The 16143-nt window shown below is 70.4% G+C and carries 17 protein-coding genes; 4 read left to right on the top strand and 13 right to left on the bottom strand.

The features are described 5' to 3' along the window. Positions 1–47: 47 nt before the first annotated feature. The 7 genes from QU602_RS08055 to QU602_RS08025 form a co-directional block, all read right to left on the bottom strand. Complete coding sequence (locus QU602_RS08055) at positions 48–842, bottom strand: F0F1 ATP synthase subunit delta (RefSeq protein WP_308799748.1); 795 nt, start codon at positions 840–842, stop codon at positions 48–50. A 3-nt stretch (positions 843–845) separates the two neighbouring features. Then, on the bottom strand, positions 846–1409 hold the full coding sequence (locus tag QU602_RS08050; protein WP_308799747.1) for a F0F1 ATP synthase subunit B: 564 nt from the start codon (positions 1407–1409) through the stop codon (positions 846–848). 29 nt (positions 1410–1438) lie between these two features. Continuing rightward, entirely contained in the window at positions 1439–1672 is a 234-nt protein-coding gene (gene atpE / locus QU602_RS08045) for an ATP synthase F0 subunit C (protein WP_022888426.1), read from the bottom strand. A 42-nt stretch (positions 1673–1714) separates the two neighbouring features. Further along, complete coding sequence (atpB, locus tag QU602_RS08040; protein WP_308799745.1) at positions 1715–2512, bottom strand: F0F1 ATP synthase subunit A; 798 nt, start codon at positions 2510–2512, stop codon at positions 1715–1717. 173 nt (positions 2513–2685) lie between these two features. After that, positions 2686–3159: a hypothetical protein gene (locus QU602_RS08035; protein ID WP_308799744.1), complete on the bottom strand. Its 474-nt coding sequence runs from the start codon at positions 3157–3159 to the stop codon at positions 2686–2688. After that, positions 3156–4457 carry an MraY family glycosyltransferase gene (locus tag QU602_RS08030; RefSeq protein WP_308799743.1) on the bottom strand — a complete coding sequence of 434 codons (1302 nt, stop codon included), beginning with the start codon at positions 4455–4457 and terminating at the stop codon, positions 3156–3158. Before QU602_RS08030 ends, QU602_RS08035 begins: the two co-directional genes overlap by 4 nt. Next, the gene (locus QU602_RS08025) at positions 4454–5227 is read right to left on the bottom strand and encodes an L-threonylcarbamoyladenylate synthase (protein WP_308799742.1); all 774 of its coding nucleotides are present in this window, start codon (positions 5225–5227) and stop codon (positions 4454–4456) included. Before QU602_RS08025 ends, QU602_RS08030 begins: the two co-directional genes overlap by 4 nt. A 53-nt stretch (positions 5228–5280) precedes the next feature. Here QU602_RS08025 and QU602_RS08020 point away from each other — a divergent pair, with 53 nt between their 5' ends. Continuing rightward, positions 5281–5937, top strand: coding sequence for an HAD-IA family hydrolase (locus QU602_RS08020; protein WP_308799740.1), 657 nt, complete (start codon positions 5281–5283; stop codon positions 5935–5937). A gap of 58 nt (positions 5938–5995) precedes the next feature. Here the strand turns inward: QU602_RS08020 and QU602_RS08015 are convergent, their stop codons facing one another. Both QU602_RS08015 and QU602_RS08010 read right to left on the bottom strand, forming a co-directional pair. Further along, positions 5996–6817, bottom strand: coding sequence for an ABC transporter permease (locus QU602_RS08015; RefSeq protein ID WP_308799739.1), 822 nt, complete (start codon positions 6815–6817; stop codon positions 5996–5998). After that, positions 6814–7749, bottom strand: a complete 936-nt coding sequence (locus QU602_RS08010; protein WP_308799738.1) for an ATP-binding cassette domain-containing protein — start codon at positions 7747–7749, stop codon at positions 6814–6816. Before QU602_RS08010 ends, QU602_RS08015 begins: the two co-directional genes overlap by 4 nt. A gap of 108 nt (positions 7750–7857) precedes the next feature. Between QU602_RS08010 and QU602_RS08005 the strand changes: the two genes are divergently transcribed. Further along, positions 7858–8799 carry a TetR/AcrR family transcriptional regulator gene (locus QU602_RS08005; RefSeq protein WP_308799737.1) on the top strand — a complete coding sequence of 314 codons (942 nt, stop codon included), beginning with the start codon at positions 7858–7860 and terminating at the stop codon, positions 8797–8799. A 35-nt stretch (positions 8800–8834) separates the two neighbouring features. On the opposite strand, the gene prmC is transcribed toward QU602_RS08005, so the two are convergent. Then, on the bottom strand, positions 8835–9716 hold the full coding sequence (prmC, locus tag QU602_RS08000) for a peptide chain release factor N(5)-glutamine methyltransferase (protein ID WP_308800119.1): 882 nt from the start codon (positions 9714–9716) through the stop codon (positions 8835–8837). An 81-nt stretch (positions 9717–9797) separates the two neighbouring features. Here prmC and cysK point away from each other — a divergent pair, with 81 nt between their 5' ends. Together cysK and epsC are read left to right on the top strand one after the other, a co-directional pair. Continuing rightward, positions 9798–10733, top strand: a complete 936-nt coding sequence (cysK, locus tag QU602_RS07995) for a cysteine synthase A (protein ID WP_308799735.1) — start codon at positions 9798–9800, stop codon at positions 10731–10733. Positions 10734–10769: 36 nt separating this feature from the next. Further along, positions 10770–11354, top strand: a complete 585-nt coding sequence (epsC, locus tag QU602_RS07990; RefSeq protein WP_308799734.1) for a serine O-acetyltransferase EpsC — start codon at positions 10770–10772, stop codon at positions 11352–11354. Positions 11355–11468: 114 nt separating this feature from the next. Here the strand turns inward: epsC and QU602_RS07985 are convergent, their stop codons facing one another. From QU602_RS07985 to rho, 3 genes are all read right to left on the bottom strand, one after another. Continuing rightward, positions 11469–12413, bottom strand: coding sequence for a hypothetical protein (locus tag QU602_RS07985; RefSeq protein ID WP_308799733.1), 945 nt, complete (start codon positions 12411–12413; stop codon positions 11469–11471). A 186-nt stretch (positions 12414–12599) separates the two neighbouring features. Continuing rightward, complete coding sequence (gene prfA / locus QU602_RS07980; protein ID WP_308799732.1) at positions 12600–13670, bottom strand: peptide chain release factor 1; 1071 nt, start codon at positions 13668–13670, stop codon at positions 12600–12602. 8 nt (positions 13671–13678) lie between these two features. After that, the gene (gene rho, locus QU602_RS07975) at positions 13679–15874 is read right to left on the bottom strand and encodes a transcription termination factor Rho (RefSeq protein ID WP_373692920.1); all 2196 of its coding nucleotides are present in this window, start codon (positions 15872–15874) and stop codon (positions 13679–13681) included. Positions 15875–16143: the final 269 nt, after the last annotated feature.

The raw sequence follows: 16143 nt of genomic DNA, 5'->3' as shown, positions 1-16143 counted from the left end.
ACAGCTAGGGTCTGGTGCGGCTCGCGAGCCGGTCGGGTGGGCCGGCCTCAGCCGGCGAGCTTCAGCCTCAGGTCGCTGAGGCGGCTGGCGACGCTGCCGTCGATGACGTCATCGCCGAGCTGGACGCGCACCCCGCCGAGCACGGCGGGGTCGACGATGGTGTCGAAGCGGATGCTCCGGCCGGCGGTCGCGGCGAGCGAACGCTCGAGGCGTTCGCGCTGCTCTTCCGTCAGCGGGACCGCCGTGGTGATCGTCGCCACGTCGAAGCCCCGCTGGTCGGCGACGATCGAGGCCGCCTGACGAAGCATCTCGCCGATGCGCCGTCCGCGCGGCTGCTGCACGAGATGACGGACGATCGCGACGGTCGCTGCGGACGCCCGTGTCGCGAGCAGCCGTTCGACGAGCTGCGACTTGGCGGCGGCAGCGCCGAGCTTGGAGCCGAGCGCGAGCTCGAGCTCCGCGTCGTGGGCCACCGTGCGCTCGAACGCGAAGAGTTCGGCGTCGACCTGGACATCCCTGCCCGCGGCCTCGGAGGCGAGGCGGAAGCCGAGCTCTTCGAGACCCGCGAGGAAGTCATTGCCACTCGACCAGCGCTGCGACGCCGCGCTCACGAGGAGCGTGGCCGCCTCGGGTGCGATCCGCGAGCCGAAGACCTGCGCGACGAGCGCGCGCTTCTGCGCCTCGTCGGCCTCCGCATCGATCAGCGCGGTCCGCAGGTGCGGCGTCGCGCCGATGACACGGGCCGCGGCGAGCAGGTCGTCTGCGGCCTGGAGCTCGGCACGGCCGAGGCCGGCGAGCGCGGCGCGGGTGCCCGCGAGGGCCTCCCTCGTTGCGCTACCCATGCGTTACTTCTTCCCTCCGGCGGAGGCCTGCTCGGCCTCGAGGTCGGCGAGGAACCGGTCGACGACGGCCTTGGCCTTCGCATCGTCGGAGAGCGTCTCGCCGACGACTCCCGACGCGAGGTCGATCGCGATGGTGCCGACCTCGGTGCGGAGCGAGACGAGAGCCTGCTGACGCTCGGCCTCGATCTGCGCCTGCGCGCTCGAGGTCACGCGTGCGGCCTCGATCACTGCCTGGTCCTTGGCCTCGGTGACGATCTTCTTGCCGTCTTCACGAGCCACCTCGCGGATACGACCGGCTTCGGCACGCGCGTCGGCGAGCTGAGCAGTGTATTCCTCGAGCGCCGCCTCGGCCTTGCGCTGTGCCTCGTCGGCCTTCGCGATGTTGCCTTCGATGGCCTCGGCGCGCTCGTCGAGCAGCTTCTGCACGCGCGGGAGCACGTACTTCCAGAAGAAGGCGAGGATGATGACGAAGCAGATCGCCGACCCGATGATGTCATACCACTCGGGGATGACCGGGCTCGTGTTCCCCTCAGCCTCGGTCGCAGCGCTCAGAACTGCGTGGAGCACATTGGCCTCCTAGTTAGCGGCGAAGCGGATCAGACGAAGATGAAGTACGTCGCGATGCCGATGAAGGCGAGCGCCTCGGTGAAGGCGATGCCGATCCACATCAGGACCTGAAGACGGCCGGCGAGCTCGGGCTGGCGGGCGACGCCCTCGATCGTCTTACCGACGACGATGCCGACGCCGATGGCCGGGCCGATCGCTGCGAGGCCGTAGCCGACCGTCGCGATGTTGCCGTTGATCTCAGCGAGAACGGTAGTTGCGTCCACGTTGGGTTTCCTTTCTTAGGGATGTTCGGGCGGGCGCCCGGCTCAGTGCTCTTCCGCCACCGCGAGCTGGATGTAGACCGCGGTGAGGAGGGCGAAGACGTAGGCCTGCAGGACGGCGACGAGGATCTCGAACAGCGTGAACGCGAGGCCGAAGGCCAGCGTTCCGACGCCGATCAGGCTGTACCAGCCGCCGAGCTGCGTGACGAAGAACGAGGTCGCTCCGAAGAAGAGCACGAGCAGCAGGTGCCCGACGATCATGTTCATCATGAGTCGGAGGGTCAGCGTGACCGGCCGGATGATGAACGTCGAGATGAGCTCGATCGGCGTGACGATGATGTACACGGGCCACGGCACGCCGGAGGGGAACAGCGAGTTCTTGAAGAAGTTCTTCGGGCTCTTCTTGACGCCCGCGTAGATGAACGTGATGTACGCGACGATCGCGAGGACCAGCGGCACGCCGATGACCGAGGTGCCGGCGATGTTCAAGAACGGGATCACACCCGTCAAGTTCATGAACAGCACCATGAAGAAGATCGTGGTGAGGATCGGCAGGAACCGCTTGCCGTCCTTCTTGCCGAGCAGGTCGTCGGCGATGTTCACGCGGACGACGTCGAGGCCCATCTCGATGAGGCTCTGGAAGCGGCCCGGCACGACCCGCATGCGGCGCGTGCCCAGCCAGAAGACGAGCAGCAGTGCGACGACTGCCACGATTCGTACGATCGTGATGCGGTTGATCTCGAAGATCGTGCCCTCGAAGAGCAGCGCTCCAGGGAAGAACTCGGTGATCGACGGCCCGTGGAACTCACCATCGTCGGTTGCAGTTGGAACCAGCAGGTTCACAGCGTTCGCTAGCAGCGCTATCTCCTGTGTCGGGGCGTGGAGCGCAAGCTCTCGCGACGTCGAACATCGGATCGGTTTCCGCACACGCCGGAGGCGGGAAGTGAAACCGTGGGGATCGACATCACTCTAGCAACAAGTTCTACGCGAGGACGAATTCGGCCACCCGGGCACGCTCAGTCCTCGCTCGGCGGGCGCGGCAACGTGACGTCGCTCGCATACGGCAGCCGCGACTTCGCGACCACGAGCACGTCGACGACGAGCGACGCGATGACTCCCGCGACGATGCTCAGGAACAGCACCGTCGTGTTCAGCCACGGGGCGTCGCGCAGCACCACGACCAGCACGATGAACAGGATGAACTTCAGCAGCCATCCGCCGAGCACGATGCCGAAGAACGCCCCGACGAACACGTCGCTGCCGGCGAACCGGTTGGCGAGCAGGATGCTCGCGGCCGTGATCGCCATGAACACCACGGCCATGACGGTGCCGATGACGGCGCTCACGAGCCCTTCGACGCCCGCGAACACGAGCCCGAGCACCCCGGCGACGACGAGGATCACGGCGGCGAGCAGACCGCCCCACACGAGGGCTCGCTTCAGGACGGGGTTGGATGTGGGTGTGCGGCCGGCATCTGTCGCGTCGGTCATCGTTGGGTTCCGTTTCCTGGTTCGGGAGCGTGGTTCGAGGCGCCGTCGGTCGGCGGTGCGGCGGCTCCCGCCGCGGCGACCGGCGCCGGGCCGGGCGTCGCGGGCCCGGCGAGCTCGTCGAGCCCCGGCAGATCGGCGACGGGCGTCTCCTCGGCGGCGACCGTCAGCCGCTTGCGGCGACCGAGCGGCGCGAGCGTGAACACGGCGCACAGCACGAAGCCCACGCCGAGCAGCACGAAGGCCCAGTTCGCGTCGATGCCGAGGTAGACCGGGAAGACATAGGTCATGAGGCATCCGATCGCGATGACCGCGGTCCAGGCGTAGAAGATGAGCACCGCGTGCAGGTGCGAGTGCCCCATGTCGAGCAGCCGGTGATGCAGGTGCTTGCGGTCTGCGGCGAACGGCGATTTGCCCGCCCTGAGCCGCCTGACGACCGCCAGCCCGAAGTCGAGCAGCGGGATCACGAGCACCGCGAACGGCAGGATGATCGGGATGAACGCGGCGAAGAGCTCTTCGAGGCCGACCGCGCCGGGGTTGATCTGCCCCGTCACCGCGATCGCCGAGGTGGCCATCAGCAGCCCGACGAGCAGGGCTCCGGCGTCGCCCATGAACAGTTTCGCCCGATGCCAGTTGAGCGGCAGGAATCCGGCGAGCGCTCCGACCAGCACGATGGCGATGAGCGAGGCCAGGTTGAAGTAGTTGAAGGGCGACGTCTCCTGCACCAGCAGGTAGCTGTAGATGAAGAAGACGCCGTTGGCGATGAGCGCGACGCCCGCGACCAGCCCGTCGAGCCCGTCGATGAAGTTGACCGCGTTCATCACGAGCACGATCGCGAAGACGGTGATCACGGCACTCATCCACGAGGAGCCGACCGAGATGCCTCCGATGGGCAGCGAGACGATCGAGACGCCCTGCCAGGCGATGAGCCCGGCCGCGATGAACTGCCCGGCGAGCTTGGTCATCCAGTCCAGGTCCCACAGATCGTCGGCCACGCCGAGCAGCACGATGAGCAGCGCGGCACCCAGGATCGAGAGCACCTGGACCGGGTCCTCGAAGATGATCGCGACGAGCGAGAACCGGCTGCCGCCGAGTGCTGAGACGACCCCCGCCGCGGCGAACGCCGCGAGCACCGCGATGAAGATCGCGATGCCGCCGAGCCGCGGAGTGGGCGTCGTGTGCACGTCGCGGTCGCGGATCTTCGGGTACAGCCGGTACTTCAGCCCGAGCTTCCAGACCACGAGGGATCCGACGAAGGACACGAGCGCCGCGAACACGGCGAGGGCGACGAACAGGGTCATGGGGCGGATGCCTCGTCGGTGGACGTTTCGCCGGCTCCGGATGCCTCGCCGGCGCCGGATGCCTCGTCGGCCGGCGTGGGCCGATCGGATGTCTCGGCGGCGAACGCCTCCTCGCCGACGACCTCGACCAGCTCGGCGCGGGTGATGACGCCGGCACGGACGAGGCGCAGCCCGTCGCCGGTCGCATCGACGATCGTTGACGAGAGATCGCCCGGGCGCTCCCCCACCGCCTCGTACTCGTCGCCGGCGGCCCCGCCGTCGAGATACACCGCGACCGAGTCGCCGAGCATGTCCGCCGCCGCCTGCGCGGTGCCGGCCGCAGGCCGGCCCGAGAGGTTCGCCGAGGACACCGCGAGCGGGCCGGTCTCCGAGAGCAGCTCGAGCGCGATCCGGTGCCGTGGCATCCGGAGCGCGACCGTCCCCCGCGTCTCGCCGAGATCCCACTGCAACGACGGCTGGGCGTGCAGCACGATCGTCAACCCGCCCGGCCAGAACGCCTCGACGAGCTTGCGGACGGGCTCGGGAACGTCGCGCGCGAGCGCGTCGAGCGTCGGCACCCCCGGGATCAGCACCGGCGGCGGCGACGTGCGGCCACGGCCCTTCGCCTCGAGGAGTCGCTGCACGGCCTTCGGCGAGAAGGCATCGGCTGCCAGCCCGTACACCGTGTCGGTCGGAACGACGACGAGCTCGCCGCGCCCGATCGCCGCCCGGGCGAGACGCATGCCGGTGAGCAGGTCGGCCTCGGCCGAGCAGTCGTAGATCGATGTCATGACCGGTCGATTCTAGTCCCGGCTCCTTCGCGCAACCTTGCCATACTCGGGGTGTGGGCTCTCCCCTCTTCCTCTTCGACTTCGATCAGACGCTCTCCGCGTTCGACTTCCGCAAGCGGCTGCCCGCGCTCGCGGCGGCGACGGGCATGAGCCAGTACCACCTGGCCTCGAGATGGTGGGCCGGTGGGCACGAGCGCGCGGCCGAGGCCGGCGAGTATGCGACGACCGAGGCCTACCTCGCGGCGTTCCGCGAGGTCACGGGCGCCCCGCTCACGCGTGAGCAGTGGCTGCGGGCCCGGCTGGCGGCGATGACACCCGTGCCGGTCGCGCTCGACGCGCTGCGGCTCGCGGCCTCGCTCGGCACGGCCTCGCTGCTGTCGAACAACCCGATCGTCTTCCACGACTGTTTCGCCGAGCTCGCGCCGGAGGCCGCGTCGATCCTCGGCGGGGACGGACTGGTCTCGGCTCAGCTGGGCGCCAGGAAGCCGGGTGCGCTGATCTTCGCGCGCGTCCTCGCCCGGTTCGGCGTCGACGCCGCGGACGCGATGCTCATCGACGACGCACCCGCCAACGTCGCGGGCGCACGCGATGCGGGTCTCGCGGCGTTCGAGTTCCGGCTGCACGGCCCCGACGCGAACAGTCATGACCTCGCGGGCGCCATCCGCGACTTCGCCGCGCAGGTCGGGTCGCGTCACGGCATCCCCGGCTGACGCGGCGGATGCCACGGGCGTGCGCCCGTGGCATCCGTCTCGCCTGGTGCACGGAACGTCAGCGCCGGCCCGCCTTGCGACGGAAGAGCCAGGCGCCCCACCAGGCTGCGAACAGGATGATCGCTGCACACCAGCCGAGCGCCCACCAGCCCGAGTCGCCCATCGGCGTCCCCATGAGCAGGCTGCGGATGGTTTCGATGATCGGCGTGATCGGCTGGTTCTCGGCGACCCATTGCAGCCAGCCGGGCAGGGTGTCGACGGGCACGAAGGCGCTCGACAGGTAGGGCAGGAACAACAGGATGAACCCGTAGCCGTTGGCGGCGTCCGGGCTGCCGGCCGCGAGGCCGATCGCCGCGAACAGCCACGTGATCGCGAGGATGTACAGCGTGATCATGCCGATCGCGCCGAGCCACTCGACGATGCCGGCGGTCGGCCGGAAGCCCACCGCGAGCGCCACTCCGACCACCACCGCGGTCGCGAGCAGGTTCCTGGCGACGCTCGCCACGACGTGCCCGGCGAGCACCGCCCCCGCGTGCAGGGGCATGGTGCGGAACCGGTCGATGACCCCGGTCGACATGTCGCGGGCCACATACGTCGCCGTCGAGCTCGCGCCGAAGCCCGCGCAGAGCAGGATGATGCCGGGAACCACGTAGTCCACGTAGCCGCCGGACGGGTCGAGCGCGCCGCCGAAGACGAAGGTGAACAAGAGCATGAGCATGACGGGGAGCAGGATCGCCATGAGCAGCGCCTCGCCGTCGCGGAGCGAGTGCGTGAGGCTGCGGCGGATGAACACCGCCTCGGCGGTGAGCGGCCCGAGCGCCCTCCTGGTGCCGAGCGCGGGTGGCGTCGGCGCCGGGCGCGATGCTGCGACGGTGGTCATGATCGGCCTTCCGTGATGAGCTGAGCGGATGCCTCGGCGGCATCCTCCGAGGTGGCGGCCGGGCCGCCCGTGATGGCGAGGAACACGTCGTCGAGGCTCGGTCGCCGCACGGTGACGTGGACGCCGGGGCGCGTGGACGCGTCGTGGCGGTCGAGCTCGTCGATCGCCGCGCGCAGTCCGTGCACCGAGCCATCGGCCGGCAGCTCGGCGAGGAGTTCGTCGTCCGACCCGCGGAGTTCGACGACGTCGCCGCCGATCCGGGACTTGAGCTGGCTCGCACTGCCCTCGGCGACGACGCGCCCGCCGTCGAGGACGGCGATGCGCTCGGCGAGACGATCGGCTTCCTCGAGGTACTGGGTGGTGAGGAAGACCGTGGCTCCCGCCTCGGCGATCTCGGAGATCACCCGCCACAGCTCCTGCCGGCTCCTGGTGTCGAGGCCGGTGGTCGGCTCGTCGAGGAAGATCACCGGCGTCGGCACCACGAGGCTGCAGGCGAGGTCGAGCCTGCGTCGCATGCCGCCCGAGTAGGTCTTCACGCCACGCCCGGCGGCCTGCACGAGGTCGAACCGGAGCAGGAGTTCGTCGGCGCGCGCCTTCGCCGCCCGCGGAGCGAGCCCCGAGAGCCGGCCGACCATCACCAGGTTCTCGCGGCCGGTGAGCACCTCGTCGACCGCGGCCTGCTGGCCCGTGAGGCTGATCCTGGCCCGAACGGCGTCGGGGTCGCGGACGACGTCGTGCCCGGCCACGATCGCGGTTCCGGCATCGGGCCGCACCAGCGTGGTGAGGATGTTGATGGTGGTCGTCTTGCCTGCCCCGTTCGGTCCGAGCAGGGCGAACACGGTCCCCTGCGGCACGGCGAGGTCGAGGCCGTCGAGCACGCTCGTCCGTCCGAACCGCTTGCCGAGCCCGCGAGCGTCGATCGCGAGAGTCATGGGTCATGCCCTTCTGTGTAGGTTGTAAACTGTGTATGGCATCAACACACGGTTTAAGTACTACACAGTTCTAAGATGGATTGCAACACCACCGCCGAAAGGATCCGGATGAGTCCCGACTCCCCCGCCCGCGCGTCCAGCGAACCCGAGCTGCCGCGCGGCGTCGCGCTCGCGTGGGGCGTCGCGGCCAACCCGCAGCGCGGACCCAAGCGCGAGCTCAGCATCGAGCGGATCGTCGAGGTCGCCGCCGCGATCGCCGACGCCGAGGGGCTCGCCGCGGTCTCCATGAGCCGGGTCGCACAAGCCCTCGGATTCACGACCATGTCGCTCTACCGGTACGTGAGCGCGAAGGACGACCTGCTGACCCTCATGCAGGAGTTCGGCACGGGCGTGCCGCCCGAGCCCGAGCCCGGCGACGAGGAGCTGCCCTGGCGCGAGCGCCTCCGCGCCCACGCCGCGGGCGTGCTCTCGCGCTACCGTGAGCACCCGTGGATGCTCGACATCCCCATCGAGGGAACACCCGTCACGCCCAACAATCTCGCGTGGATGGACTCCGCACTCGCGATCCTCGGCGACCTCCCGCTCTCCGAAGACGAACGCGTCGCAATGATGCTGCTCATCACGGGCCAGACGAGATGGCAGGCGATCGTCGAACGGTCGTACGTGGAGTCGGCGAGCGCTGCCGGCGTCGATCCGCAGACGATCGACGACGCCCGCGACGCGATGCTCGACTCGCTCGTCACCGCTGAGGAGTTCCCGGCGCTCCGCCGCGCCGTCGACGCCGGGGTCTTCCGCGCCGACGACGACCCCCTCGCGTTCGGGCTCGAACGTGTGCTGGACAGCATCGAGGTCTACGTCGAGGCGCGCGCCGCGGGCGAGCCGGCGGTCGCCGTGCCCCCCACGATCCACGAGGATCCCGCGGTGCTCGCCGACAAGAAGGTCCGCGAGGCGCACAAGGCCCGCCGCGAGGCCGAGAAGCGGTTGCGCGACGCTCGCAAGCTCGAACGTGTCGCCCTCAAGGAGGCGCGCACCAGGCTCGCCCGCTCCTGACGCGCCGCAGCCGGCGAAGCACGGCGGCGGCGGGCTCAGCGGACGGCGGTGGTGGCCCGATCGCGTCCCGTGAGGTCCCGGTGGTGCGCGATCGCGCGCCAGCCGTCGGTCGCGAGCAGCTCGGCGATCGCTGCCGACTGGTGCTCGGCGTGCTCGATCACGAGCGCGCCACCGGGGCGCAGCAGCGCGAGACCGCGGTGCAAGATCACACGGATCACGTCAAGACCGTCACCGCCGCCGTAGAGCGCCATCGCAGGATCGTGCAGGTGCACCTCGGGATCCCGTGGGACCTCCGCCGCCGGCACGTACGGCGGGTTCGACACCAGCACCGCGACCCGCCCCTCGAGCTCTGCGAGCGCGTCGGTCAGATCCCCCTCCACGAGGGTCAGATTCCCGGCGCCGGATGCCTCGACGTTCCGCCGGGTCCACGGGAGGGCATCGGGCGACTTCTCGACCGCCCAGACCCGCGCATGCGGCACCTCGGTCGCGAGGGCGAGCGCGATGGCGCCGCTCCCCGTGCCGAGGTCGACGCCGACCGGCTCGGGCTCGGCCGCCGCACGCAACGCGTCGATCGCGAGCTGAGCGACCGTCTCGGTCTCCGGCCTCGGCACGAAGACGCCGGGCCCGACCTCCAGCTCGAGCGACCGGAACGGGGCACGGCCGGTGATGTGCTGCAGCGGCTCGCGCGCCGCACGGCGCCGCACGAGCTCGGCGAGCGCCGAGGCATCCGCCTCGCTCAGCGAACCACCGACGATGAGCCGGGCCTGCACGGCCCCGCGCGACTCCCCGGTCACGTGGGCGAGCAGCAGCTCGGCGTCCACCTCCGGATCAGGGATCCCCGCGGCCGTCAGCGCGGCCACCGTCGCATCGCGCGCCTCGCGCAGGGTCGGGCCCGGGGCATCCGTCTCGCTCGTCATCACGCAATGGAATGTAACCCACCCACGTCACGGTTCTAGGCTGGGACGGCACTCGAGTCCACCCGAACAGGAGATTCCCGCATGGCGAAGGTCTACGACGACATCACCCAGGCTTTCGGGGGCACGCCCCTCGTGCGCCTGAACCGCATCACCGACGGGGCAGAGGCGACCGTGCTCGCCAAGCTCGAGTTCTACAACCCCTCGGCGAGCGTGAAGGACCGGCTCGGGGTCGGCATCGTCGACGCCGCCGAGGCGTCCGGCGCGCTCCAGCCCGGGGGCACCATCGTCGAGGGGACGAGCGGCAACACCGGTATCGCGCTCGCGATGATCGGCGCCGCGCGCGGCTACCGGGTCATCCTCGCGATGCCCGAGACCATGTCGCAGGAGCGGAAGTCGCTGCTCAAGGCGTACGGCGCCGAGCTCGTGCTCACGCCCGGCTCGGAAGGCATGAAGGGTGCCGTCGGCCGCGCCGAGCAGATCGCCGCTGGGACGCCCGGCGCGATCCTCGCCCGGCAGTTCGAGAACGAGGCGAACGTCGAGATCCACCGCCGCACCACGGCCGAGGAGGTCTGGAACGACACCGACGGCGGCGTCGACATCTTCGTCTCGGGCATCGGCACCGGAGGCACGCTCACCGGCGTCGGCCAGGTCCTCAAGGCGCGCAAGCCGGACGTGAAGATCGTGGGCGTCGAGCCCGCGGAGTCGCCGATCCTCAACGGCGGCGCACCCGGCCCGCACAAGATCCAGGGCATCGGGGCGAACTTCGTTCCCGCCATCCTCGACCGCGACGTCTACGACGAGATCATCGACGTGAACATCGACCAGGCGGTCGCCACAGCGCGCCGGCTCGGCCAGGACGAGGGCATTCTCGGCGGCATCTCCTCCGGTGCCACCGTGTTCGCCGCGCTCGAGCTCGCGAAGCGCCCCGAGAACGCCGGCAAGACCATCGTCGTGATCGTCGCGAGCTACGGCGAGCGGTATCTGTCGACGGTGCTCTACGAGGGACTGCTCGGCTGAGGCGTGCCGGCCGGCTGAGTCTGCTTGACTGAACGGGTGCCGATTCTCCGTACCCTGAAGGAAGACCTCGCGACCGCGCGTGCGCACGACCCTGCCGCACGAGGCGATCTCGAGGTCTTTCTCGCCTACTCGGGCCTGCACGCCATCTGGACGTATCGCCTGACCCACCGCCTCTGGGAGGCGGGGTTGCGGTTGCCGGCCCGGTTGCTCTCACAGCTCGTGCGGTTCCTGACCGGGATCGAGATCCACCCCGGGGCGCGCATCGGGCGGCGGTTCTTCATCGACCACGGCATGGGCGTGGTGATCGGCGAGACTGCGATCGTGGGCGACGACGTCATGCTCTACCACGGCGTGACGCTCGGCGGAAAGGCGCCGCGCAACACGCCGCCGGGCACCAAGCGGCACCCGACCCTCGAGGACGGGGTGACGGTCGGCGCCGGGGCGAAGATTCTCGGCGACATCACGGTCGGCGCGTGGAGCGCGGTCGGCGCCAACGCGGTGGTCACGAAGCCCGCGCCGGCGCACTCGCTCGTGGTCGGCGTGCCGGCGACCGTGAAGCCGCTCACGCACGCCGCCGCCGACGCCGCCCGCGGCGTCCACGACTGGCACTGGCACATTTAGCGCGTACGCGGCCCGGCCGTCTGCCGCAGCCTCCGCGCCACTTCGCGTGCTCTCGCGCCACTTCGATTGGCGCAGCGGAGAGTGAAGTGGCGCGAAAGCGCGCGGAGTAGGCGCTCATCGTGTGGGCAGGCCGGCGCGACGGAGAATGTCGCGGAGCGGCCGACCGGCCCAGGCATCCTGCCAGGTCCACCGCGCACAACGCCATCCGGTGACCGCCCGGAGCTCGTCCTCGCGCCGCTTCTCCGCGAACAGTCGCTGTGCACCCGAGCCTTCGCCGACCGTTCCGGTGTACTTCATCGCCCCATCGGCCTCGCCCCAGACGCCGTGCTCCGGCCACGCGAAGTCGAGATACGACGGCGCTGCGCGGCCGGGCCGGAGCACGGCGAACTGGAGCTCGGGCGGCGGGAAGCCGAGCTCCTCGATCCGGAGCCGGCTGAGGGTTTCGAGCGGGGTGTCGGCGTCGGAACTCGCGCGTTCGAGCACTGCGGCCACGCGTCGGCTCCGAGGAAACGGTCGTCGGCGCACATACGCCTCGTGCAGGTCGGCCGCCGAGCATCTCGGCTCACGCGCTCCGAACCTCGGCGTGTGCAGGGCGGCGTCTGCGACGACCAGTGCTCCGAGCAGCGTCGTCGTCCGAGCGACATCGATCACGGTTTCGGCGATCGACGTCAGCCTCCGCCCGTTACGCTCCACGATCGACTCGTCGCCTCGGCTGGCGAGCTCGATCACGCCATTGCGGCGTCGCCCGGATGCACTCGGAGACAGAAGTACGATTTCGTCGGGGACGCCGATGATCGGGAGGCCGTGCAGCAGGGCCGCGGTCTGCCCCGCGAACACCGGCCGCCGGCGCTGGCGGCCGGCCGCGAGCACAGAAGAACGGTACCGATCGAGCGCGCGCTGAGCGGCATGGCGTTCGGCGTCGACATAGACCCCTCGCCGCAGCCTGATGATCTCGCCCGACCGGTGAGCGGAGAGCAGCGCACGTCCCTCCCCCATGATTTTGGCGGTTCCAGCCGCGATGAGTCCATCGCCGTCCATGGGCAGCGGGTGTAGAGACATCCGCCCATGATCCCGGCACCTGCCGCGGCCACCCGCGGCCCCATGCGTTCTCGGGAGAACGAGCCCGGGCCGGCGGCTGTGCAGGACGCGTCGACCGCGCTCCGCGCCACTTCGTTCGCCTCCGCGCCAGCTGGCCTGGCGCGCCGCGCGGCGAACTGGCGCGAAGCGCCGCGGTGGCGCGGAGCGCTAGCCGAGGTCGGCCAGGCGGGCCTCCTCATCGGCCGCGATCGCCGACTCGATGACCGGGTCGAGTGCGCCGTCCATCACGGCATCGAGGTTGTACGCCTTGTAGCCGGTGCGGTGGTCGGCGATGCGGTTCTCGGGGAAGTTGTAGGTGCGGATGCGTTCCGACCGGTCCATCGACCGGATCTGCGTCTTGCGCGCGTCCGATGCGGCAGCCGCGAGCTCCTCCTGCTGACGCGCGAGCAGGCGCGCCCGCAGCACGCGCATCGCCGCCTCGCGGTTCTGCAGCTGGCTCTTCTCGTTCTGCATCGACACGACGATGCCCGTCGGCAGGTGCGTGATGCGCACCGCCGAGTCGGTGGTGTTCACCGACTGACCGCCAGGACCGCTCGACCGGTAGACGTCGATCTTGAGATCGTTCTGATTGATGTCGACCTCTTCGGGCGCGTCGACCTCGGGGAAGACGAGCACGCCGGTGGTCGACGTGTGGATGCGCCCCTGCGTCTCAGTCACGGGCACGCGCTGCACGCGGTGCACCCCACCCTCGTACTTGAGATGCGCCCACACGCCCTGCGACGGATCGGTCGCGTTCGACTTGATCGCGACCTGCACGTTCTTGTAGCCGCCGAGGTCGGACTCGTCGCGCTCGAGCAGCTCGGTCTTCCAGCCCTTCGACTGCGCGTACTGGATGTACATGCGCAGGAGATCCGCGGCGAAGAGGGCGCTCTCAGCGCCCCCCTCGCCACCTTTGATCTCCATGATCACGTCACGCCCGTCGTCGGGGTCGCGCGGGATGAGCAGCCGCCGGAGCTTCTCCTGCGCCGAGGCTACCGACTCCTCGAGCGCGGGCACCTCCTCGGCGAACGCCTCGTCCTCCTTCGCGAGCTCGCGCGCCGCAGTGAGGTCGTCCTGCGCCTGCAGCCACGCGGTGTGCGCGGCGACGATGCGTGAGAGCTCGGCGTATCGCCGGTTCACACGCTTCGCGCGCGCGGCATCGGCGTGCAGGGCGGGGTCGGCGAGCTCCTCCTGGAGCTCGCCGTGCTCCGTGAGGAGCGCCTGGACCGACTCGAACACCGTTCGACTCAGCGGTGGTCGGGCTCGTGGCCGTGCGACGTGCCGTGCCCGTTGCCACCGACCGGCGCCGACTTCTGCATGAGCAGCAGGAACTCGGTGTTGGACTGCGTCTCACGGAGCCGGCCGAGCACGGCCTCGAGCGCCTGCTGCGGTTCGAGACCCGCGAGCGCCCGGCGCAGCTTCCACGTGATCTTCACCTCGTCGGGCGAGAGCAGCATCTCTTCGCGACGCGTCGACGACGCGTTCACGTCGACCGCCGGGAAGATCCGCTTGTCGGCGAGCTGACGCGAGAGCCGGAGCTCGGAGTTGCCGGTGCCCTTGAACTCCTCGAAGATCACCTCGTCCATCTTCGAACCGGTCTCCACGAGCGCGGTGGCGAGGATGGTCAGCGAGCCGCCGTTCTCGATGTTCCGCGCGGCGCCGAAGAAGCGCTTCGGCGGGTACAGCGCCGACGCGTCCACGCCGCCCGACAGGATGCGGCCCGAGGCGGGCGCCGCGAGGTTGTACGCGCGGCCGAGGCGGGTGATCGAGTCGAGCAGCACGACGACGTCGTGGCCGAGCTCGACCAGGCGCTTCGCCCGCTCGATGGCGAGCTCGGCGACGGTCGTGTGGTCTTCGGCCGGACGGTCGAACGTCGAGGCGATGACCTCGCCCTTCACCGTGCGCTCCATGTCGGTGACCTCTTCGGGCCGCTCGTCGACGAGCACGACCATGAGGTGGACCTCGGGGTTGTTCGTCGCGATCGCGTTCGCGATCTGCTGCAGCACGATCGTCTTGCCCGCCTTCGGCGGCGCGACGATGAGGCCGCGCTGGCCCTTGCCGATCGGTGCCACGAGGTCGATGATGCGCTGCGTGAGCTTCGTCGGCTCGGTCTCGAGGCGCAGGCGGTCCTGAGGGTACAGCGGCGTGAGCTTCTGGAAGTCGACGCGTGCGGCCGCTTCTTCCGCGTTCTGCCCGTTGACGGAGTCGACCTTCACGAGCGCGTTGTACTTCTGGCGGCTGTTCGAGTCGCCCTCGCGCGGCTGCTTGATGGCGCCCACCACGGCGTCGCCCTTGCGCAGGTGGTACTTCTTCACCTGGCCGAGCGAGACGTAGACGTCGCTCGGACCGGGCAGGTACCCCGTGGTGCGCACGAAGGCGTAGTTGTCGAGGACGTCGAGGATGCCCGCGATCGGGATCAGCACGTCGTCGTCGAGGATCTCGGGCTCGACGTCGTCGCCGGCGCCCTGTCCGCGGCGCTTGCGGTCGCGGTAGCGGTTGCGACGACCGCCTTCGCCGTCGCCCTGCTGAGCCTGCTGGCCCTGCTGCTGCCGGCCGCCCTGGCCCTTGTCGCCCTGGCTCTGCTCGCCCTGGCCGCGGTCGCCCTGACCTTTGTCGCCCTGACCCTTGTCGCCCTGCGACTTGTCGCCGCGCTCGCCGTTGCGGCGGTCCTGCTGACCGCGCTCCGCGTCGGCCTGGCGGTCGCCGCGCGCCTCGTCGGCCTTCCGGCCGCCGTCACCGTTCTGCTGACGCTGACCCTCGTCGCCGGCCTTCTGGCCGTCGCGCTCGCCGCCACGCTCACGGTCGCCGCCACGACGGCCGCGATTGCGGCCACGGCCCTGGCGCGGCTGCTCGGCAGGCGTCTCGCCCTCGGCCGGCTCGGTGCCGTTGCCCTCGCGGCTCGCGCCGCCGGTCGCGGCGGCGAGCTCTTCGCGGACCGCCGCGCGGGCGGCCTCGCGAGCCGCGTCATCGTCTTCGGTCTGCGGCACGAGCGTCGCGCCGGCACCGCCACCGTTGACGTGCAGGGCGGCGGCGGTCGCGGTGGTCGCGCGGCGGGGCTGGCGGCCTCGGCGCGGCTGCGCGGCGGCGGATGCCTCGACGGCCGCCGGTTCGTCAGCCGCAGCCGGAGCCTCGGCAGTAGCAGCCTCGACGGCGGGGGCCTCGACCGCAGCCTCGGCGGGAGGAGCCTCGGCAGCAGGGGCCTCGGCGACCGCCGCGGCAGCGGGCGCCTCGGCGGCAGACGCCTCAACGGCAGACGCCTCGGCGGCAGACGCCTCAACGGCAGGCGCCTCGGCGGCGGGCGCCTCAACGGTCGGCGCTTCGGAGGCCGGCGCGACCTCGCCCTGCGCCGTGGCGATGAGCTCGACGAGCTCGCCCTTGCGGCGCTTCGTGGCTCCGGTGATACCGAGGGAGCCGGCGAGCTCGACGAGTTCGGCGACCTTCATCGCGCTCAGTCGGGCGCGGTCCACGGCGCCGTCGACCTGTTCGGGTACGTTCGTCACTTCGACTGTGATCCTTTCCCCCGGCTGCTGGATTCGCATGACGGGAGACCTGGTCGCCATGCGGAACGGGCACATACACGAGGACGTGGACCCGCGCGTGGCGAGAGCAAAATTGCTGGGAATCGCACGATGCGGCACTGACGCGTTCACTGCGTCGGATGCCGGGTGCGCAACCAGCGTACCACCCGGTGTGCGATCCTCCGGAATCGTCG

The organism is Agromyces protaetiae, assembly GCF_030866785.1.
Lineage (GTDB): Bacteria > Actinomycetota > Actinomycetes > Actinomycetales > Microbacteriaceae > Agromyces > Agromyces silvae.
The sequence above is the reverse complement of the archived record's forward strand: the minus strand, read 5'-3'. Positions and strand labels throughout refer to the sequence as shown.